Annotated in this window: 12 protein-coding genes; 11 read left to right on the top strand and 1 reads right to left on the bottom strand. The window is 47.5% G+C overall.

The annotated features are described in order from the left end of the window. The first annotated feature begins 34 nt into the window (after positions 1-34). The 7 genes from eat to CPIN_RS13815 all read left to right on the top strand — a co-directional run bounded on the left by eat (position 35) and on the right by CPIN_RS13815 (position 9,897). The gene (eat, locus tag CPIN_RS13785) at positions 35-1,360 is read left to right on the top strand and encodes an ethanolamine permease (RefSeq protein WP_012790418.1); all 1,326 of its coding nucleotides are present in this window, start codon (positions 35-37) and stop codon (positions 1,358-1,360) included. A gap of 14 nt (positions 1,361-1,374) precedes the next feature. After that, on the top strand, positions 1,375-2,751 hold the full coding sequence (locus tag CPIN_RS13790) for an ethanolamine ammonia-lyase subunit EutB (RefSeq protein ID WP_012790419.1): 1,377 nt from the start codon (positions 1,375-1,377) through the stop codon (positions 2,749-2,751). After that, positions 2,748-3,530, top strand: a complete 783-nt coding sequence (gene eutC / locus CPIN_RS13795) for an ethanolamine ammonia-lyase subunit EutC (protein ID WP_012790420.1) — start codon at positions 2,748-2,750, stop codon at positions 3,528-3,530. Before CPIN_RS13790 ends, eutC begins: the two co-directional genes overlap by 4 nt. A 67-nt stretch (positions 3,531-3,597) precedes the next feature. Continuing rightward, positions 3,598-4,176 carry an RNA polymerase sigma-70 factor gene (locus CPIN_RS13800; protein WP_148230567.1) on the top strand — a complete coding sequence of 193 codons (579 nt, stop codon included), beginning with the start codon at positions 3,598-3,600 and terminating at the stop codon, positions 4,174-4,176. A 44-nt stretch (positions 4,177-4,220) separates the two neighbouring features. Beyond that, positions 4,221-5,135, top strand: coding sequence for a FecR family protein (locus CPIN_RS36630; protein ID WP_012790422.1), 915 nt, complete (start codon positions 4,221-4,223; stop codon positions 5,133-5,135). A gap of 19 nt (positions 5,136-5,154) precedes the next feature. After that, on the top strand, positions 5,155-8,358 hold the full coding sequence (locus CPIN_RS13810) for a SusC/RagA family TonB-linked outer membrane protein (RefSeq protein WP_012790423.1): 3,204 nt from the start codon (positions 5,155-5,157) through the stop codon (positions 8,356-8,358). A 9-nt stretch (positions 8,359-8,367) separates the two neighbouring features. Further along, positions 8,368-9,897, top strand: coding sequence for a SusD/RagB family nutrient-binding outer membrane lipoprotein (locus CPIN_RS13815; RefSeq protein WP_012790424.1), 1,530 nt, complete (start codon positions 8,368-8,370; stop codon positions 9,895-9,897). A gap of 2 nt (positions 9,898-9,899) precedes the next feature. Here CPIN_RS13815 and CPIN_RS13820 read toward each other — a convergent pair whose 3' ends face one another. Then, positions 9,900-10,307 carry a hypothetical protein gene (locus tag CPIN_RS13820; protein WP_148230568.1) on the bottom strand — a complete coding sequence of 136 codons (408 nt, stop codon included), beginning with the start codon at positions 10,305-10,307 and terminating at the stop codon, positions 9,900-9,902. Positions 10,308-10,399: 92 nt separating this feature from the next. On the opposite strand from CPIN_RS13820, the gene CPIN_RS13825 reads away from it, so the two are divergent. The 4 genes from CPIN_RS13825 (at position 10,400) to CPIN_RS13840 (ending at position 22,833) form a co-directional block, all read left to right on the top strand. Then, a complete protein-coding gene (locus CPIN_RS13825; RefSeq protein ID WP_012790426.1) occupies positions 10,400-10,606 on the top strand; it encodes a hypothetical protein in 207 nt (68 codons plus the stop codon). Positions 10,607-10,946: 340 nt separating this feature from the next. Next, on the top strand, positions 10,947-15,329 hold the full coding sequence (locus tag CPIN_RS13830) for a hypothetical protein (protein ID WP_012790427.1): 4,383 nt from the start codon (positions 10,947-10,949) through the stop codon (positions 15,327-15,329). 5 nt (positions 15,330-15,334) lie between these two features. Beyond that, a complete protein-coding gene (locus tag CPIN_RS13835) occupies positions 15,335-17,407 on the top strand; it encodes a fibronectin type III domain-containing protein (RefSeq protein ID WP_012790428.1) in 2,073 nt (690 codons plus the stop codon). Between the two features lie 11 nt (positions 17,408-17,418). Next, on the top strand, positions 17,419-22,833 hold the full coding sequence (locus CPIN_RS13840; protein ID WP_012790429.1) for a T9SS type A sorting domain-containing protein: 5,415 nt from the start codon (positions 17,419-17,421) through the stop codon (positions 22,831-22,833). Positions 22,834-22,843 lie beyond the last annotated feature (10 nt).

Below are 22,843 nucleotides of genomic sequence, written 5' to 3' on the forward strand. Positions count from 1 at the left end.
TGATGCCATGCATTGCCAGTAATCCCGTATTTATATGTCTGCTCAGGAAACTGTTTTAAAGAAAGTAATCAAACCCATACACTTATGGGCCATTGGCGTCGGACTGGTCATCTCCGGTGAATATTTCGGCTGGAATTATGGCTGGGATGTAGCAGGTACTGTCGGTTTTCTGGTAGCTACTGTTATCATTACCGTACTGTATATCACATTTATTTTCAGCTTTACTGAACTGACAACGTCTATTCCGCAGGCCGGCGGACCGTTTACTTATACACACCGGGCGATGGGCCCTTTCGGTGGACTCATAGCCGGATATGCTACCGCTGTGGAGTTCCTGCTGGCCACACCCGCTATCGCTTTTGCCCTGGGCAATTATCTGCACTTTCTGCATCCGGCGCTGCCGGTGTTTGGCTGCGGTATCGCTTTTTATGTGATACTGACAGGCGTGAACCTGCTGGGGATAAAGGAGTCGGCCTTTTTCTCCCTTATCATCACTTTACTGGCAGTCGTGGAACTGCTCATATACATGGGCATCGTAGCGCCTTCTTTCAGTACAGCCAATTTCCTGCATGATGCCATGCCTGCCGGATGGATGGGGGTATTCGCTGCATTGCCTTTCGCCATGTGGCTGTACGTCTGTATAGAAGGCATCGCCATGGTGGCGGAAGAAGTAAAGAATCCCGGGGCTAATATTCCCAAAGGATATATCTCGGCGATGCTCACACTCGCGATACTGGCCGTAGGGGTGATGGTGCTCACTGGTGGTATTACAGACTGGCGACAGTTATCCACCATCGATTATCCATTGCCGGAGGCTATCGGCGTCGTACTGGGTAAACAAAGCGGTATTACCAAGATATTTGCCGGTATTGGTCTCTTTGGATTGATCGCCTCTTTCAATGGGATCATTATCAGCTATTCCCGCCAGCTGTTTGCACTGGCCAGGGGAGGTTACCTGCCGCCGGTACTGGCAGTGCTCAGTCCTAAAAGACAGGTGCCTTATGTGGCACTGATCGTCGGCGGACTGTTAGGAGTAGGCGCGCTCTATTTCGGTAAGACAGACCAGCTGGTGATCCTCTCAGTTATGGGGGCTGTGGTGATGTATATCCTGAGCATGATCAGCCTGTTTATTTTAAGGAAGAAAGAACCAGGGCTCGAACGTCCTTTTAAAGCGCCTTTTTATCCCTGGTTTCCAGGGATTGCTTTAGTGTTGTCCATCGTATCATTAATTGCGATTGTATACTATAACTGGCAGCTGGGTATTCTCTTCTTTGCAGGAATGGTGATTGCCCTGGGTGTTTTTGTGTCAACAGGAAAACATAAGGAAACAACGCCCGAGCCAGGGGAAGTAATAGCCTGATAAAAAAGATAATTGTGTCATATCAACATACCATACAACATAAACGATATCAGTTTGCCGACCTGCGCACACTGCTGGCAAAAGCAACGCCTTTCCGCTCAGGAGATGCATTGGCTGGTCTTGCCGCTGATACCTATGAAGAAAGAGTTGCAGCGCAGATGACGCTGGCAGACATACCTTTAAAGGCTTTTTTGCAGGAAGCCATCATCCCTTATGAAGAGGATGAGATCACACGTTTGATCATAGACACGCATGACCATGCGGCTTTTGCGCCTGTGAGTCATTTTACAGTAGGAGAGCTGCGGGACTGGCTTTTAAGCGACGCAGCAGACACCCGCACGTTGCAACAATTATCAAAAGGACTGACACCGGAAATGGTAGCTGCTGTCTCTAAACTGATGCGCAACCAGGACCTGATCAGTGTAGCGCAGAAATGTGAAGTGGTTACACGCTTCAGGAATACCATCGGTTTAAAAGGACATCTCTCTGTACGCCTGCAGCCTAACCATAATACGGATGATCCCAAAGGTATAGCGGCGAGTATCATCGACGGACTACTATACGGCAGCGGCGATGCGGTAATCGGCATCAATCCTGCTACGGATAGTCCGCAGACAGTCATACAATTGCTACGGATGCTGGACCAGCTGAGAATGCAGTTCGACATTCCCACACAATCCTGCATTCTCTGTCATGTCACCACTGCCATGCAGATCATGCACCAGGCGCCGGTAGATCTGGTATTTCAGTCTATTGGTGGGACAGAAAAAACAAACAGCAGTTTTGGTATTCACCTGAATATGCTAAAAGAAGCGCATGAAGCGGCGCTGTCCCTGAAAAGAGGTACGGCAGGCAATAACGTCATGTATTTTGAAACAGGACAGGGGAGCGCTTTATCTGCCAATGCACACGCCGGTGTAGATCAACAGACCTGTGAAGTAAGGTCGTATGCCGTAGCCCGGCAGTTCTCTCCTTTGCTGGTAAATACCGTCGTTGGTTTCATCGGACCGGAATATCTTTTCGATGGTAAACAGATCATCCGGGCGGCGCTGGAAGATCATTGCTGTGGTAAGTTAATGGGACTGCCGATGGGTGTGGATATCTGCTATACCAATCACGCGGAGGCAGATCAGGATGATATGGATAATCTGCTGACATTACTCGGTGTAGCAGGTTGTAACTTTATTATGGGCGTACCGGGTGCAGATGATATCATGCTGAATTATCAGTCTACTTCTTTTCACGATGCACTATATGCACGGAAAGTATTAGGATTAAAAGCAGCGCCGGAATTTGATGCCTGGTTACAGCAACAAGGCATTACCGATGCACAGGGACAATTGCAACAGGTAGGGAAAGCACATCACTTATTAAGTTATCAGGCAGGATGAGTAATATACGACACAGCAACGCAGTAAAGGAAGATCCCTGGTCTTCACTCAAGGCATTCACCACTGCACGGATTGCATTGGGAAGAACAGGAACGGCTATTCCGCTGAAAGAAGTCTTGTCTTTCAGACTGGCACATGCACATGCCAGGGATGCGGTTTATTCAAAACTGGATACCAATCTGCTGCTGGAAGAATTACACGCATTTTTGCTGCCGGTATTACCCTTACATAGCAGTGCCGCTGATCGTTATGAATACCTGCAACGTCCGGACAAAGGACGCCGTCTGGATACACAGAGTATTGATATGCTCAGGGCGCAGCCGGATGCCTTCCGGCAGAAAGATGTCGCTATTATTATTGCCGACGGACTTTCCGCTACTGCTATGAATATACATACTGCTCCTTTGTTGAATCATTTACTGCCCATGCTGAAAACAGCCGGATTGTCCATCGCGCCGGTTTGTCTGGCAGAGCAGGCCAGGGTGGCAATAGGAGATGAAATAGGGGATCTGCTGGAGGCAAAGATGACACTTGTACTCATAGGAGAACGTCCCGGACTGAGTGCTGCCGATAGTATGGGAGCCTATATCACCTTTAATCCCCGTCCCGGGAATACGGACGAAGGCCGGAACTGTATTTCCAACATCCGTCAGGATGGGTTGCAGTATATCCCTGCGGCAGGGAAGATCTGTTACCTGTTACAGGAGGCGATGAAACTGCGTCTTTCCGGTGTGGAATTGAAGGATAATTATGTGGATCTTTCACTGCTTAGCGAATAAAGCAGCTGAAACCTATTAGCCAGACCGTTTATTTTCCCCATCAATTATTTAAAAAAAATAATACTTTGTGCGCCATTCAAAACGACTGATGACGCACGACGGATACCATATCTCTGCTGATGAAGCTACTGAGGCACTCCGTAGCCGTGATGCCGACGTATTCCGGAATATTTACAATGCGTACAGTGAAGAACTGTATCTGCTGGCTTACCGCTGGGTCAAGGATTATGACCTGGCGAAGGAAGTCGTACAGGGTCTTTTTGCCCATTTGTGGGAAAAAGGGCCGGAGATTAACATTACCGGAAATGTGCGGCATTACCTGTATCGTGCGGTTACTAACAGAAGTATCAATGAACTGAAGCGCAGGGCCCGTCATGTGAGTGAAGAAGCGTTGCAATGGCAGGCGGATAGTGTTTCCCTGCATGATATAACCGACCATCTTTTACTGCAGAAAGAGATCATGCGGCTGGTACAGACCTTAGCGCCACGTTGCCGGGAGATCTTCCTGCTCAGTCGTTTCGACGGACTGGAACCTGCCGAGATTGCAGATAAACTGGGCATTGCGGTCAATACCGTCTATTTCCAGCTGGCAGTGGCCCTGAAGCACCTGCGTACACAGTTGCTGAATGGAAAAAAATTAGAGTAGCATCAAAGTAACACGGCGTTGAATTGTCGTAATATGTATAACTGATGAACAACAAGGACGTAACTGAATTTGTCATTGATTGTCTGACAGATACCAGTAACAAGGACAAACAGGCTGCATTAAACCAGTGGTTGCGGGAGTCGGAAGACAACCGCCTGCTGTATGCAGAACTGAAGCAGCTTTGGGAAGCTGCCGCAGCAGTCCCCCCCGTGCCATTTGACAGCGAACAAGGATGGAATGAACTCCTGCTGGTGATAGCAGCAGATACGCCCGTAAAGCGCATGTTCCCCTGGAAAACAGTGGCCGCCGCTGTGTTGCTCCTGCTCCTGGGTACAGGTATCTGGTGGTGGCAGACAACTGCTGTCCGCTGGACCACTTATATCGCTCACACCGCAGACCGGGATAGTCTCTCGTTACCGGATGGTTCACTTGTATATCTCAAACCAGGTACCTCTCTGAAATATAAACAACCCTTTTCTGACCGCACCGTTGTCCTCCTATCAGGCGAAGCATATTTCGATGTAATGAAAGCAGCCGAACATATATTTCTTGTACAGGCAGGAGATGCAACTGTGCGTGTATTAGGTACGGCATTTAATGTGCGAATAGAACAGAATAGAACAGAGGTAATCGTGTTTGAAGGGAAAATAAGTTTACAACAGAACGGGCAAAATCTGGTACTCAGTAGTGGTGATGGAAACAAGGGAACAGCAGATGCTGCAAGTGGCGAAATCCTGCATCCACAGGGTGATTACAGCAACCAGTGTGTATGGGCTACAGATGATTTGTTATTCGAAAATGAAGAAGCGGTACACGTCGCAAAAGTGATCGCAGATTACTATAAAATCCCTGCCTTAAAAATACCTGAAAATCTAAAACATAAACGTATTACCTTACACCTGCATAACACGCCGGCCGAACAAGCTATGGAAATCCTGGCGACCGTTTTAGATGAATAATTGAGCTCCTTTAACCCACATGAGGATCCTGGCCATCTTAGGTTTGATCACCTGTTCAATATGTGTATTCCTCACAGGAACGGCACAACAGTCAGCACTGCTCCAGCAACGCCTGGATGTACGGGTGAAGAACATGCCGGTCATTACCTTCATGAAGTGGATCAGCCAGCAAACAGGTAACTCCTTTGCTTATCCCAACGAAATATTAGAAGGTCGTACATCCGTTACTATCAATGAACGCGATATCACCGTACAGACAATCCTCGAACGTATCTTTCCTCCCGCAAAATATGATATCAGGACCATCGGTCACCAGATTATCATCCGCTTTAAAAAACAAACTTCCCTGACAGCCGATACCTTGCAACCTGCCCGTATCATGCAGATGAATACCGTGGTAGTAACAGCCTTGGGTATCAACCGGCCCAAGTACACACTGGGTTATGCCTATGCTGAAATAAAAGGAGAAGAAATGACGGCTGCCCGGGATATACACCCCATGAATACCCTGAGTGGAAAGGTAGCCGGACTGGAAGTGAGTGCGGTAAACAGCGGTATGGGAGGATCGACCAAACTGACCCTCAGAGGTATGCGTTTATTAGGCGGTAATAACCAACCCTTGCTGGTCATGGATGGTATCCCCGTCAATAATTCCTCTCCCGGACAGGCAGAAAGGTATGGCGGTTATGACCTGGGTGACGGAACGGCCATTATTAACCCTGATGATGTCGAGACGATCTCCGTGCTTAAAGGAGGGGCTTCCGCTGCTTTATACGGAACAAGGGCTTTAAACGGAGTAATTCTTGTTACAACCCGGAAAGGTGTTCGTAAAGGGCTGGAAATGGCCTTTACGTCGAATATACAGCTGGAGCAGACCAACAATCAATACGATTTCCAGGATAGCTATGGCAGCGGACGCGATGGCGTACTCCCTGTCAGCGCTGCAGAAGCCAGATGGGTATCCCAGTACAGCTGGGGACCAAAACTGCACCCGGATAGCCTGGTGTGGTTATGGAACGGACAACAGGCGCCTTACGTAAAGGCGCGTCATTCCATTGCTGACTTCTTCCGTGAAGGCTTTACACGCATCAATACCCTGGCCGCTGCAACAGGGAATGAACATACACAGCTGCGTTTCTCCTACACTAATACAGGTACGCACGATATCCTGCCACAAAGCGGTTTGCAAAGGCATAATCTTTCTGCCAGGGTGACAACCGTTCTGGGACGTCGCTTCGAACTGGATACGCGGCTGGCCTGGCTGAACGAACAGGTGCAGAACCGCCCGGCACTCTCCGATAATCCTAACAATGTCGGTTATGTATTAACGGGTGTAGCGCCCAATATTGATCTGAACTGGCTGAAGCATTATAAAGATCGCGTCACCGGTAATTATATCAACTGGAATAACAACACCTACCAGGTCAATCCTTACTGGGCTGTCTATGAACAGCCCAATGCCAGTGTACAGAACCGGCTCAATGGTTTCCTGCAATTGAAGTATAAGATATCCCCGGATCTGGCGGTACACGTTCGTTCTGGTATGGACTACTCCGATTTTTCTTTCTATGAGCTGATGAATTACTCCACACCGGTCAATCCCTTAGGCGCTATCTCGCTTAAAGACAGAAGACTATGGGAGAGTAATACAGATCTCCTGCTTACTTACAGCCGCCAGTTAAACCGCTGGGGAATTACACTGAACACCGGCGCCACGCGTATGGACTACCAGGAACGGGTGCGTAATACCACCGGCAGGGAAATGAACATCAGGGGAAACAGGGGTATTGAAAATTTCAGTACACGTATGCGCAATGAAATGATCCTCAGAAAACGGATTAATTCCATATATGCTTCCCTGGATAAAGATTACGGACGACTGCTGCATCTCTCGCTGACAGGCCGTAATGACTGGTCGTCTACATTACCTGCTGATCACAATGCTTATTTTTACCCTTCTGCTTCCGCCGCATTTCAGTTCAGTGAACTGCTGAAAGACAAACGTATCCTGTCTTCCGGTAAACTGCGTGTCTCTGTTGCGCAAACAGGTACAGATGCCGCACAGCCTTACCTGCTGCGTTTAAGCTATGCCTATAATCCGGATATCCCCAGTATAAAAGGCTATTCGATTGGTGGAGTAGCCGTGGATAATGTGCCTTTTGCCGACCTGCGTCCCGGTATCAGCAAAGGATATGAAGCGGGCCTGGATCTCGCCTTTTTTAATGATCGTGTCAGTCTGGATGCCACCTGGTACCATACCAATACCCTCGATCAGGTATTGAATGCTCCTGTGTCTTCATCCAGTGGCTATACGAGTGCGGTGATCAATTCCGGCAATATCCGTAACCAGGGAATAGAACTGGGACTCACCCTCGTGCCCTTAACCCGTCAGCAGTTACATTGGGATACCCGTTTTATTTTTTCCCGCAATTGTAATCGTATACGCTCCCTGAATACGCTGGTTTCACCCTATTATACCATGGCTGTCGGACGCTGGGGTAATGCCTCTATCGTCGCAAAAAAAGGGGAGGCTTACGGGATGATCAGCGGGAAACAATTTCTGCGGGATGTACAGGGCAGGATGGTACTCGACGCGAATAACCTGCCGAAGTATACTACCACAGATGGCTACCTGGGAAATAACCAGTATGACTGGACGGGCAGTATTACCAATAAAGTGACTTACAAGCGGCTTAGTCTGACGATACTATTGGACATCCGGTATGGTGGCAATATCTACTCTATAACCAATCTCCTTGCCTACGGCAACGGTAAACAAAAAGGCACGCTGGCAGGCAGAGATGCATGGACCCGCTCCGAAGAGGAACGTGTCAGCGCAGGTAAAAGACCGGAAGAATGGACGCCTACGGGGGGATTGCTGGTCAGCGGTGTACAGGCAGGCACAGGGAATGAAGTACAGGCGTACGTTAATCCGCAGACCTACTGGACACGGGTGTCTGACAATATTCCTGAAGCTTTTGTCTATGACGCCTCTTTTATAAAATTACGGGAGCTGCATCTCGATTATCAGCTGCCTCGTTTTTCCACCCGGTTCAAAGAAGCAACTGTATCACTGACAGGTCGTAACCTGGCGACCCTGTATAAGGCGGTACCTAATATTGATCCTGAATCAAGTTATAACAATACCACGGCGCAGGGCCTGGAATATGGTTCCCTGCCGATGAGAAGATCTTACGGTATCAAACTGTATGTCAAATTTTAAGCAATGCGGATGAAACAGTACGGATGGAATATATATCTGCTCATAATATTACTGTCATCCTGCACAGCAGGTTTTGACAGGATCAATACCGATCCGCGTAAATCAGACAGTATTCCGCCGGGAGATCAGCTGACTGCTGCTGCTTACTTTATGGATGGTGGCAGAGAGATGGGGTATCCGAATCTTTACCTGTTTCAACCCATGGTACAGTACCTCAGTGGCGCCCCCGGTATGAGTGCAGGCGGGAAGTATATCCTGAATGAGTTTTATAACAACTGTATGTGGGAAAACCTCTATGGGAAAAGTATCAAACAACTGGCGGATCTGCTGGCGCGTCATAAAGACAATCCTGAAGTAGTCAACTATTGCGCTGCTGCGCGTATACTGAAAGTCTATGTGTTTTCATTGCTCACAGATACCTATGGCGATATTCCTTACTCAGAAGCCGGTATGGCCTGGTATGGAAAAAACTATACACCGGCGTATGACCGGCAGGCAGATATCTATGCTGACTTCTTCAAAGAATTAACCGAGGCAGCTGCGCAGTTTGATCTGTCTCAGGAACCGATCTACAATGATATTCTCTACGGTGGTGATATCATCAAATGGAAACGCCTGGCAGCATCTTTACGTTTGCGCTTAGCCATGCGGCTGACCAAAGCCAATGCTGCAATGGCGAAGATACAAGTGCAGACCGCCTATGCAGCAGGACTGATGACAGACGAAATGGACAACTTTCGTATGCTGCACGATGACTACGCCTATCCCGATCTGAGAGGCAACAGTTATGCACAGGCATTACAGGAAGACAAGGTCTATCAATGGGCAAAAGGCTGCAGCACTTTTGTGAATTACCTGAAGACAGAAAATGATCCGCGACTCCCCACATTCTTTACAAACCAGGACGCAGATGGAAATGACATCACCAGCATCACCCATTACCTGTCTATCGCACCGGGTATGTACTACTGGGATGATGAATTGCGGTATGTGAGTCCGGAGGGTGTCATTATTCCTGCTGCGAATAAGTATTGTTTCATCAACCAGCCTTTTTATCAGTTACACACACCTTTTCTGCACATGGGCTATGCAGAGGTCTGCTTCCTGTTGGCTGAAGCAGCAGTGAGAGGATGGATACCGGAAACGGCGAATCGCTGGTATCAGCAGGGAATAAGGGCTGCTATCGATCAGTTGAAATTATATCCGGAGATCAGTTATATCCCGGAGGAAAATATTAATGCCTTTGTCAACGCACACGTCCTGACGCCGGGAAAGGAAATAGAGCAGATCAATATGCAGAAATGGGTCGCTTTGTTTCCCAATGGCTTTGAAGCATATGCCAATCAGCGCCGCAGCGGTTATCCCGTGCTGGCGCCGATCACTGATAAAGGCAGTGAGTCTCAGACAAACGGTGTGTTGCCGCGCAGATTATTCTATCCGGCCACAGAAGCATTCAGCAATACCATCCATTACCAGGAAGCCCTGGACAGAATGGGAGGGACGGATGACTGGTTATACCGTATGTGGTGGGACCGCTGAGATTACATGGTTTCCAGTTCCTCCGGATGCTTTGGTTTATACCAGCAATAATAATATGTCAGTATCAGCACACCGGTCAGGAAAGGAATCAACGCCAGATGTTTGTAGGTAATGGTCCCCGTAACAATCTCCGCATCGAAGTGCAGGAACTCACTGACCATCCAATAGGAGTTTGCCGTAATCCATACCGCAATCGCAAGGTTATGGCACAGTTCGGACATAAATTGCCGTGTACGGTAGGCAATGACAAGCGCAATGATCAGCGTAGGAAATATCATAGCAATGCCCAGTGGCTTCCAGATCAGGCACCAGCCTATATCTTTCAGCAACCAGAAAACGATATGCAGATTTTCCATTTTCCGGTATTTTAACGGAATGCTGTAGACAGGTGTGGTTGTGGTTTCGGGCATATTTGATTTCGATTGTGCCGGCAAAAATATAAAATCTGGCATCAATTGGTATAACTCTTGTATTAACCACTGCGGACCAAAAAATTTTAGCCATGAAAAAAGCATTGATAGCCGCTTCCATTGTCGGCGTAGCAGCAGCAGGAGTTATCCTTTATCTTACACGTAGCAGAAATGGTATGCAACGTCTGCTGGACGGGGCAGAATCCACTGCAGATGATGCCCGTCGTGTAGCCAACCGCCATCTCCGCAAAACACAGAAAAAGATCAATCATATGATCCATGAATCAACCATGGAATAACTACCAGCAGACCTTTTACCGGGCCTGACAATTGGATTGTTCACTCCGGTAAAAGGTCTCTGTTATATCATCTATACCCCGTATCAACTCCACCTCGGGCCGGCATCATACTCGCTTTTATCTTCACTTCCCAGATGCGTCAGCCCGTACTATAGCTACCTCAACCGCCTGTCTGTGCCACTTACTTTCTGCTTCAAGACTGAATTACAGCGTGTTAAGAAAAATATATTTCAAAAATGAATAATAAGTGATATTTTGTTAAATTTGTATAATATTTAACATCAAGGACCCTATCCTGTTGACCGAACCTATGAACCACAACCCTGTAACCTCACTGCGAATGGCAGTGTTTTGTTTATTACTGTTCTTATTAAAGCCTGTCGTTAGTACTGCAGCAGATGCGAAAACTTCTTTCCCCGCGGCGGACACCGCAAAACCCGGAATAGAAGATTATGCGATTGGCGTGTTTAATAAGATCAAGGAAAAAAACAAGTTTATCAGCTTCCTGACCAATGAATCCCTCGGTACCCTGCCAGTTGGCCTTGTCCGGGAGATCAACGGTAAAGTCTATGTCATTGCCATCGACAGCGTACGTATGACGCCGCAAGGAGCTTTTTTAAGCGCTTATTTCCGTTTTACCTTCCCCGGTACGAACCGCGAACTGATCTTCGGAGGAAAGAATATTGCTTTTACTCCCGGAGGTATCGGCGCCGGCACATCCACAAAACTCATGTTGCTCAATGACCAGGAAGTGCATATCAACGAACACGTTGAACTCACCTTCCCCGGCAATGGCAGTAATTTCGTGGAATGGGACTGTAACGGTTTTAAGTCAGCTAATCTCGCCGGTATGTTCGAATTCGATAAAGGCTGGTTACAGCCCGATAATCCGAATGAAGACAAGGTAAAAGCAGCCCTGAATGTCAATGCCAAAGATCTCAGCAATATCATGGCTGATATTGATATTCCTGCCTTCCGGATCAGCGGTCTGAATGACTTCAGCTTTAAGGTGAAACACGCCGTAATAGATATGAGCGATGTGGCGAATCCGGGTGGCTTGAACGTTACGGCAGATATGCTGGAAGATCCTTCCAGTCCGCTGTTGTGGAGAGGTTTCTACTTACAGGAACTGGAAGTGGGATTACCGCAACAGATGGCATCAAAACAGGGTAGGCCAAAAGTAAATGTAACCAACTTTATTATTGACGATCAGGGGGTGAGCGGTTCCATCAAAGCAGAGAATATTGTGAAACTGGGAGATGCCAGCGCTGGTGGATGGCCACTGTCGATTGAAAAAGTAGGATTGAGTTTCAGTAAGAATAAACTGAATGGGGGTTCTCTCGGCGGACAACTAAAAATCGGTTTCCTGGGAGACGATCCGCTTGACTATGATGCTACCGTCAGTATGCGTGGCGGTGACACTTATTATTCCTTCGCCTTACAGACCACCGCTGATAAAACATATTCCTTCTTTGCCGGTAATATCACTTTAAATAAAGACTGCCGCATCGAGGTAACCAAAACAGATAAAGACTTTATTCCTAAAGCAACGCTGACGGGTAAAGTAGACCTCAATAAAAGCGTCCTCAATGTAAAAGGGATCTCCTTCGAAGACCTGACACTATCCACACAAAAACCTTATGTACACAGCGGTACATTTGATATCGCTACGGATGGCGGTTCCAAAATGAGCGGTTTCCCGATCGGGTTTGATGACCTCAGTCTGGGGATTTCAGAAGGAAAGGTTGCCGTAGGCGCTACGGTGAAACTGAACTTCATGAACTCCGGTGACAAAGGCTTCAGCGGCAGCGCCGGATTTGTTGTCACAGCTGCTCAGGAAGAGGAGAAGTCAACCGTTATGGTGAATAACGTGGCGATTGAAAAAATAGCCACCCACTGGAAACTGGACAAGGTCACCGTCAGCGATATCGATCTGACTGTGAAAGTAATGGCCTTCCAGATGCACGGTATCATCACGCTGTTTGATCAGCACCCGGTATACGGTAACGGTTTCAGAGGTATGCTTGATTTCTCCATACCGGGTCCGATTCCAAAGGCAAAAGCAACTGCTTACTTCGGCTCGAAAGACGACTACCGTTACTGGCATGTGGATGCCTATATAGGTGTCAGCATTCCTGTACCACCGGTCTTGCAGATCACAGGGATGATGGGTGGTATGTCTTATCATATGGAACGCCCTTCTAACTTCGATCCATACGACTCAAGGAATGCGATCGACAAGAAAGGGGGCATGAAAGACGTCAGCGAGATCTTCCAGTATGTCCCATCAAAAGACGCTGGTCTGGGTTTTATGGGCGGTGTATCACTGGCACTGGCTACAGAAATGGTGGTCAATGTGAACGTGGCCCTGGAAGTACAGTTTGGCTCCAACGGCGGCTTCCGGTACGCACAGTTTGATGGTGCAGGTTATGTGATGCACGAAGCGCTGAAAGCAAAAAGCAAGAACGAAGCAAAAGAAGATGATTCCGCACCGGCGTGGGTACAGTTCAAAATGCGCTACGACAACGTGAACAGCACTTTCGATGCCAACATGAAAACCTATATCAACATTATGGGGGTGCTCAAAGGTGTGAATGAAAGAGGACTGGTAGGGGAAGCCGCATTGCATGTCGGTCCCGATGACTGGTACTTCTATATAGGACGTCCTTCACAGATGTTTGGTCTTTCTATCGCCGGACTCGCAGAAGTAAGAAGTTACTTCATGATGGGTTCCAGGGTAGAAGATATGCCACCGCTGCCTTCCGAAGTGAATGAGGTGTTTGATGATATCAATACCAATTTCATGGCCATGGAGAATACCATGAGTACCGGTAAAGGTTTTGGTTTCGGTGCACACTTCAAAACAGGGTTTGCCTTTGATTATGGCGTCTACGGCGAGTTCGCAGTTGGTGCTGGTGCTGATATCCTGTTGCGCAACTATGGTGAGGCAAAATGTAAAGGAAGTAACAGTGTGATCGGTTTTAACGGATGGTATGCTGCCGGACAGGCATACGCTTATCTGAAAGGGGATGTAGGTATCCGTGTGAAAGTATTCGGTAAGAAGAAAGGATTCTCTATCGCAAAATTAACTGCCGCCGTACTCTTACAGGCTAAAGGACCAAACCCTTCCTGGTTCAGAGGTATGGTGGGCGTGAAATACTCCGTACTGGGCGGCATGGTGAAAGGAAAAGCCAATATCAAAGTAGAACTCGGCTCCGAGTGTGATATCGTAGGCGCAAAAGAAATCAATGTAGAAGTGATCAGCGAAATCAAACCGGATGACCAGGGTACAGAAGTAAGTGTATTCTCTTCTCCGCAGGTAGCATTTAATATCGCTATCCAGCGTCCATTCTCTATGATGAATGAATATGATCAGGTGGCTACCTATCGTGCGCAACTGGATGAAGTAAAACTGATGAAAGATAAAACGCCTATCACCGGACAACTGATCGTTAACCCGGATGGTATGTCCGCTTATCTGCAACAGCGCGATATCCTCCCCGGACTCAGTACGCTGACGGCTTCCGCAAAAGTGCATTTTGAAAAACAGAATGGAGCAGCATGGGACGCATTGAAAAGCGATGGTAAGAATATTGACTACGAAGTGAAATCATCCACCTTCACCACCGGTGAAGAACCAACAACTATCGGTTGGGATAACGTAGTTTACACTTATCCGGTAAGGAATCAGTATAACTTCCTGCCTGGGGAGTATAAAAAAGGGTACATTAAATTGAAATATGGTCAGCCGAAACTGTTCAGAAAGACAGATGACCAGGGTAAGAACTATAGCATAGCAGCGAAGTTTACTTCCGGCCAGAAACAGGCGATCAGTGCCAATGTCTCCTATGATGAATCAACAGCGCAGGTGAATTTCGACATTCCGGACGGTATGTCCAGAGAAATGGTCTATACCTATAATATTGTGAGATCCTCACTGGACGGTGAAACCGCTGCCAACAACGTAACAAAGAAAGAAAATCTCACGGTAAGCGATCTGGGGGACAGTACCACAATCACCCAGACGGCCCTGAAAGGCAACGCCAATTCTGAGGCAGATAAAGAAGTGATCGCCTACAGTTTCCGTACGAGCAAATACAACACCTTCAGTGAGAAGATGAGCGCGGTGACCAGTCAACAGGACGTCTGGGATGTAGCTACCGGATGGGTAACTGTGATCGGTACGCGATTCAATACAGACGAACAGTTTGACAGATTTGATATACAAGGGGATGGGGCTATGAATACCAAACCATTGCTGTATCTCAGGGCAAGTACCAACAACTCCTGGTTGCAGAACAAGATCCTGCCACTCCTGTATAACGGCTATCCTTTTGATCCATCTATGACAGTGTCCCGTGATCCTGCTACGACAGGCGGTGTCCCTCCACTGGAAGCGGTGCAGATGTATAATAACAATGATGTCTATCACCAGTTGGAAAGTAACCACATCACAGACGGCGTGGCGCCATTGAAGCCAGGGGCCTGCCGGTTCATGTACTTCGTGCCTTTTACCGCACATGAAGATTTCATTGACCTGATTGGTAAAGCGAGTCGTCTCTTTGTGAAAGGAAAGGGATCAGCGAAGGTGACTACCCTACTGAACACCATGTTCCCGGAACTCGATGGCAACATTTATTATCCGGTAGAGATACAATATCGCTTACCGGGTCTCAACCAGATATCATCAACAATAACCAAGAGTATCTATTATAAATTATAAGTCGAATGCACCGTATCCTATTGACCCTTTTGTGTTCCGTGATGTTGTTCTGCTGCGGTATAGACCGGTCCTATGCACAGGAAAATGTGCATAAGATCGCTGGTCTGGCTGCCCCCAAAGAAGGAATGATCCGTTTACGCTGGTCTCCTTCCAGCTATATTGCCTGGGAGATCGGTAATAAATATGGTTATACCGTTGAACGTTTTACTATTTCCGAGAACGGCGTTCTTGTCAGTCACCCTAAACCCGTGATGCTGACACGCCAGCCTTTAAAGCCCTATCTGCTGGAACGCATGGAAGCACTGGCCGAAAAAGATGATCGGATCGCCATCATGGCAGAACTGATCTACGGCGAAGGAGCAAAGAAAGTAACGCCGGAAGAAGGTATCGGCTCTTTCCTGGAAAACCAGAATATTAATGACTGGCGCATGGGCATGGCCCTGTTGAATGCAGACCTGTCTGTGACTGCAGCACAGAGTGCCGCCTTGTACCTGGAAGATACGGACGTGAAAAAAGGAGAGCGTTACGCCTATCGTATTGCACCTGCACGTCAGCCCCAGAATCTGACCATCGACACCGCCTATATCGTGACTTCCCTGGAAGAAACATTCCTGCTGGCAAAACCACAGGAACTGGCCATTGTATGTGCAGACAGCACCGCTACACTGGGATGGGTGACCACTTACTCCTGCAGCATGTATTCTGCCTATGTGATAGAAAGAGCAGTAGATGGCAAGAACTTCAAACCTGTATCTGCACTGCCGGTGATACCGACAGCACCGGATAAGAATGGTTTCTCCTATTACCAGGATTCACTCCCTGACAACGATAACAGGTATACCTACCGCATAAAAGGGATCTCGCCTTTTGGCGAATATGGTCCTTACTCTCAGACCGTCGAAGGAATGGGGGTACCGGCTGTAGCTGACCGTCCTGTAATGGACACGATCATTGTTGCAGATAATAAAAAGATCACGCTGCAATGGACCCTGCCAGGCAAGTTATCCCAGCAGTTGTCGCAACTGATCATCACCCGTGCCGATAATAGCCGTGGTCCTTTTACACCGGTAGGTACACTGAAAGGAAACGCCCTCACCTTTACGGATGACAAGCCTTTAACATCCAATTACTATCGTATCAAGGGTATTACAAAGAGTGGTAAGGCCATTTATTCCTTCCCTTACTTTGCGCAACTGATAGACAGTACGCCTCCGGCAGTGCCTGTGGGATTAGCCGGTAAGATTGACTCCGTGGGTATTGTTTCCCTGCAATGGACGGCCAATACAGAAATAGACTTACGCGGTTATCGTGTATTCCGGGCGAACAGCAATAAAGAAGAATTTGTGGAAGTAACTCGTGAGATATTAGCACGTCCACTGTTTGCCGATACCGTGACTTTACACACGCTGACGGCACATGTGTTTTATAAAGTGATTGCAGTCGATAAGAACTACAATCCCTCTGAATATTCTCCTTACATCATGCTGAGAAGACCAGACACGATTGCACCTTCCCGTCCGCTGATCACCAAAGCATACCGCTCTGACAGTCTGCATGCAATTGTACTGGAATGGATCAACAGTTCCAGTAAGGACGTAGTGAAATATGCACTGTACAGTATCAATACCAAAGACAGCACCCGCAGGGAAGCCGCTGTATGGGATACCGCTGCTAAGCGTGAACGTTATGTAGACACCGCATTAACAGCAGGAAATACCTATTACTACGAACTGATGGTGTATGATGACGCCGGTAATCACGCAAAAGAAATCAGTGGCGATATCTGGTTTGAAACCGGAAAACGGAACGCTGTAAAGAACTTCAAAGGCATTGTCAATACAGAAAAGAAACACATTGAACTGAGTTGGCAGTATAACCAGCCGGAAGTGAAACAATACCGTATCTATCGTGCCAAGAACGACAACCCCTTTATCCTGTATACCACTACCGATGCCGGCATCCAGCAATGGACAGATAATGAAGTGTTTTTAGGCAATGTTTATAAATATAAAATTACCGCTGTGATGAAAGGAGATGTGAAAGCAGAGATGAGCAGAGTGGTAGAAATTAAATTCTAAATCTACAGCTGATGAAAATTAGCAAAATACTTACCTGGTTGTTCTGTACAACCATCTTAATAGCAGGAAAGGTGCAGCCGTTGGCTGCGCAGCAACAGACAATGTCCACCTCCAGCTGGTTGTTTGCCCAGATTCAGGGTTCTCCTCCGCCGAATAATACCACTGTGAAGTACACAGGGTATACAACGGACCAGGGTCTGGGAGGAACGCCACTTGGTCCCGGACTGGTAGCCGCTGCAGCCATCAAAGTAGCAGGCCCCTATCAGCTTAATTTTCCCAATGGATCTGGCCCCGGTATATATACCAATGTCATTTATCCATTTGCCTTTGAAGGAAATCAAAGAGAAGATCTGCCTTTTGTAGGACCGTATACTAACTATAATTATGGTAGCGGCACAATGACAGCCAGATGGTTGTATGCAATGGTGGCGCCCAACACTGTTTCTACTTATGTGAGTACAGTGTGTGGAAATGGCTTTTTATCGCTTATATCCGACTATAACGGATATCTGTTTAATGATAATATAGTGACCTGTTCTGTCGTGTATCAATACAATATCCTGAATACCGGAACAGACAACTGGAAAAATCTCGATTCAACGAGTGTGTATGGTGTGTCTTATAGCATGGGCTTCAACGTAAGACAAAAGATCCCGGAATTATCTGAAGGTTCAAAGTATGTACGCTTCCGCTGTCGCGCCAAAGCGGTATACAGCGGCAGACCACAATACTCTCCCTGGTCGGCAACGCCGGCTAGCTATGTTGAGATATTATCACCTCCGCCGATCGTGAATAGCTCCATGGTGCAGAAAGTAATGACCTGCCTGGGCGAATCAAATGGTAGCGTTAGAGTACCTGCGGGCGCTTTGAGCGGCCCTAACTCTACTATGCGCTGGATACTCAGACCCGGTACTGTAACAGATCCATGTTTCCCCGGAACGAACTCCAACTGTGGTAATGGTATCGCTCAGAGTGATGGCACTGTCCCGCTGGCCACAGAAATCTACTACGATAAACTGACAGAAGGTAACTATACACTGTGGTTTGTCAACCCCGGACAGGAAGCAAGAAGTTGCTTTTCCAGTTACCCTTTTACCGTAAGTTCTTTTCCAGTCGTGACATTGACAGAAGATGTGTCAGCACACAAGAATATCAGTTGTTATAATGCGAATAATGGTCAGCTGACGGCAATCGCCACTGGAGGAGATCCTGCGGGCCAGTACCTGTTTACATTACTGCATAGTGATAATACGGTTTATATCCCCGAACAGCCGGGTAACGGCGCGACGATGACATGGAATAACCTGCCGTCAGGTTTTTACCGCCTGCGGGTCAGAAATAATAAATGTGGTGAGATCAAGACAAGCGCCGATATTGAACTGACACAACCGAAGCAGGTGACCGGTGATATCTTTATTGCCGAACCAACCTGTAATGTGCCAGGTAATGGTAGCATTACCCTCACCGCTAATGCAACAGGCGTATCGAAATTCAGATACGATCTGTATAAGAACGGCGAAATACAACAACAATCCGGTTCCGTGACGGAGAGTACTTATACCTTCTCCGGACTAACAGGTGGCGACTATATCGTACAACTCTTTAATGATGATATAGCGGGTTGTCCTCCATGGAATGGGGATACTACTTTGATTACACCCGCTCCATTGACATTACAGATGAACGCACGTGATTCTGTAAGTTGTAATGGCGGTAGTGATGGCAGACTGGAATTTTCCGCTACTGGTGGAAGTGGTGTTTATACATTCACATTGAGTGGCGCTGCTATCGGTACACGTACCAATGCCAACGGAATTTTCAATAACCTTCCTGCAGGTAACTATACCATTCAGTTAACAAACCAGGCCGCCGGTTGTAATGACCAGATCAGCCAACAGGTAGATATCTTCCAGCGTAGTCCGTTGAGCGTACAGTTGCAATCTACGCTGATCTCCTGCTTTGAGGCGGAAGATGGCACGATAAAAGCAACCGTAAACGGTGGATCCGGTTCCTATAAATATACCTGGCAGCAACTGAAGAATAACATTTGGGCCGGTAACAGCTTCTGGTTTGAAACAGATACGAAGATTGAAGCATTGCCTGCCGGTACTTACCGCGTTATCATCACGGATGCGAAAGCGCCTGCCTGTGCAATCACTTCAGATGAAATAGTGATCAACGATGTGACCGAACTGAAGATCACAGATATCACAGTAACAGATGCCGTATGTCTGGCAGATGGTGTGCATATCAGTATGAGCGCCAGCGGCGGTACCGGTGCATATACCTATTCGTGGTCGACAGACGGTGGTACGACTTATACGCCGTTCACCGCAGCCACTACTTTTACAACAACAGCTACTTATCAGTTACAGGTAAAAGATGGCAATGGTTGTAAAACAGACGCCGATAATACCTATAATATAGTACTCCCTGCTGCGGCACTGGACTTCACCATGGCCGTATCTGATTATCATGGATTCAATATATCCTGTAAAGATGCCAGTGACGGAAAGATCACTGTCAATGCTCAGGGCGGAAATGGTGGTAGCTATACTGGTTACCAGTACAGCATCAATGGTGCTACTTATCAATCCGATGCTGTCTTCAACAACCTGGTAGCCGGTACTTATACGATCAAGGTAAAAGATGCCAGAGGTTGTCAGATCACGAAGACAGTCACCCTCTTACAGCCAGCTATCGCGGTAACGCTCACAAAGAGCGATATCTTATGTAACGGCGCTGCTACAGGTACACTGAGGACCGACATCACAGGTGGCGCTGCTCCTTATATACTCAAAGTAAACGGTACGGAAGTAACAGCAGGCACAATGATGCAACAGTTACCGGCTGGTAATTATGCGATTCATATCACAGATGCAAATGGTTGTACAAAAGATACTGCTATCAGCATCGTGTATACTTATCCTGCGCTGACGATTAATAGTGCAGTAGTGACTGATATGGTGTGTTACGGTACGACAGGGCATATCAGCATTGATGCTGCCGGTGGTGATGGTATACACGCTTTCAGTCTCAGTACGGACAACTGGACAAACGCGGCCAGCTATACCAGTGGCGCCGGACTCACAGCGGGTAATTACGCTTTACGTGTTACCGACGGACAAGGTTGTATCACCACTTACCCTACCGCATTGCTGATCACCACACCAACTGCGCCATTGGCATTGACAGCGACATTATCTGATTATAACGGATTTAATATCTCCTGTAACGGCGGTAGTAATGCCTTCGCCGATATCAAGGCTACTGGCGGTAACGGCGCCAATTATACCGGATACACCTATGCAATTGACAACGGTGCGTATACTTCAACACCACTGATACAAGGTATCAATGCCGGTACGCATACATTACATGTGAAAGACGGCAGAGGTTGCATCGTTTCCCGGAATTATCAGTTTACACAATCCGCCCTGGCTATTGACCTGACCCTGGCAAGTAAACAGGACGTGCCTTGTGCCTACGTACCTGCCGGTAGTATCACGGTAGCAGGTAGCGGTGGCGCAGGTGGCTTACAATACAGTATTGATAATAGCCACTGGCAGACCAGCACTACTTTCAGTAACCTCGTAGGAGGTACTTATACGATCTGGGTAAAAGACCTCAACAGCTGTGGTAAATCCATTACAGTGAGCCTTGTACCTGTTAATGCCCCTATAGTGATCGACAATATTACCGTGAATGACATCGTATGCTATGGACAGAAAGGAACGATACAGGTACAGGCGCATGGCGGTACCGGTATCCTCACCAACGAATATGCCTGGAATGGCGGTGCTTACAATAATACATTTACCAATACCACGCAATTAGGCGATGGTGCTTATACTATCCGTGTAAAAGATGCTGCCGGATGTTACTCTCCGGTATCTGCTGTGAAACAGATATCTGCACCAGCCATAGCACTGAATACGGTAGTCACTACCTCCGCCTATAACGGTGTACAGATCTCCTGTAATGGTCTGAGTGATGGTAGTATCAGCCTGGCAACCAACGGTGGGAACGGTGGTAATTACACCGGGTATACTTATAGTGTCAATAACAGTGCATACACTGCTACAAATAGTTATAATAATCTGCCGGCAGGCAACTACAACATTAAAATAGCAGATGGCCGTGGTTGTGTGCTTAATCGCCAGGTGGTACTGCAACAACCTGCCGCATTGAAATTGGCGGTCAGCAGTAAAGAAGATCTTCCATGTGGTGCAAACCCTACTGGTAAGATTCATTTACAGGCAAGTGGAGGTACCACACCTTATGCCTTTGCGATGAATAATGGTAACTGGCAGTCAGCAGCCTTATTTGAAGCATTACCTGCCAACACATATGCATTGTCTGTCAAAGACCTGAATGGTTGCAGGGTGAATATCACACAGGAGATCAAAGCTATGTATCCACCGATTGACGCCACTGCCGATATTACCAACGTTAGCTGTAATGCGCTTTCAGATGCAAAGCTCGTGATGCATGTAACAGGTGGCGATGGTCGCTATACCTACGAATGGAATGCTGGGGGGGGGTCAGGTAGTACATTACAACAGATTCCTGCCGGTACTTATACCGTAAAGGTGACTGATGGTGCGGGTTGTTTCCGCACATTCACACATGAGGTGACGCAACCGGATAAACTGACGCTGGAAGTAACAGCGCCTCCTATCTGTGACGGACTGAGCGACGGTACGATCGATGCAGCTGTAGACGGTGGCACTTTACCATATAAATATTCGCTCAACCAGAGCAACTGGCTTACAACGGGTGCATTTACCCAAATGGACGCTGGTCAGTACAACATGAGCGTACAGGACGCACATGGTTGTGAGGTGGTGCAAAACTTTGAGATCGGTAAGGTGAATGTCAAACCAGATATCAACTTCCTGGTGGCTTCCCGTAAGAATGCGATGGATACCCTGATCATCAGGGAAATCAGTCTGCCGGCGCCGGATCATGTTCGCTGGAACTATTCTCCTGCTGCCACTTTACTGGGGTATGAAAACGATGGTACGCCATTGATTAAGTTCTCTGCACCGGGCACTTACTGGGTGGAGATGACGGCTACTTTCGGAGAGTGTACCTATACAGAAAGAAAAGACCTGATCATCAGTCCGTACGATCCGCTGTCTGGTCCGGGTTACACTGTACCTGTCAGTGTTATTGATACGGTCATGTTGTCACCGAATCCGAACAACGGTTATTTCAGATTCACCGTAAAGCTGAACCGCAAACAGCAGGTCGTGGCTTATGTATATGATATGAACGGTATCATTTCTGCAAAACGTCAATATGCGCCAGCTTTACAGATAGACGATAATATTACTGTCGGTGGTACCGCTTCCGGCACATTCATCCTGAGGATCATCACTGAAAGCGAAAGCAGGGATGTCCGGTTTATTATATCCCGATAAATGCCCTTTA

Origin of the sequence: Chitinophaga pinensis DSM 2588 (assembly GCF_000024005.1) — a bacterium.
In the GTDB taxonomy this organism is placed as follows: domain Bacteria; phylum Bacteroidota; class Bacteroidia; order Chitinophagales; family Chitinophagaceae; genus Chitinophaga; species Chitinophaga pinensis.

Excerpts from the sequence above, each read along its gene's own strand:
- eat (WP_012790418.1), top strand. The coding sequence starts at position 35 with ATGTCTGCTCAGGAAACTGTTTTAAAGAAAGTAATCAAACCCATACAC.
- CPIN_RS13815 (WP_012790424.1), top strand. The coding sequence starts at position 8,368 with ATGAAACAGTACGGATGGAATATATATCTGCTCATAATATTACTGTCA.
- CPIN_RS36630 (WP_012790422.1), top strand. The coding sequence starts at position 4,221 with ATGAACAACAAGGACGTAACTGAATTTGTCATTGATTGTCTGACAGAT.
- CPIN_RS13820 (WP_148230568.1), bottom strand. The coding sequence starts at position 10,307 with ATGCCCGAAACCACAACCACACCTGTCTACAGCATTCCGTTAAAATAC.
- CPIN_RS13840 (WP_012790429.1), top strand. The coding sequence starts at position 17,419 with ATGAAAATTAGCAAAATACTTACCTGGTTGTTCTGTACAACCATCTTA.
- CPIN_RS13810 (WP_012790423.1), top strand. The coding sequence starts at position 5,155 with ATGAGGATCCTGGCCATCTTAGGTTTGATCACCTGTTCAATATGTGTA.
- CPIN_RS13825 (WP_012790426.1), top strand. The coding sequence starts at position 10,400 with ATGAAAAAAGCATTGATAGCCGCTTCCATTGTCGGCGTAGCAGCAGCA.
- CPIN_RS13830 (WP_012790427.1), top strand. The coding sequence starts at position 10,947 with ATGGCAGTGTTTTGTTTATTACTGTTCTTATTAAAGCCTGTCGTTAGT.
- CPIN_RS13835 (WP_012790428.1), top strand. The coding sequence starts at position 15,335 with ATGCACCGTATCCTATTGACCCTTTTGTGTTCCGTGATGTTGTTCTGC.
- eutC (WP_012790420.1), top strand. The coding sequence starts at position 2,748 with ATGAGTAATATACGACACAGCAACGCAGTAAAGGAAGATCCCTGGTCT.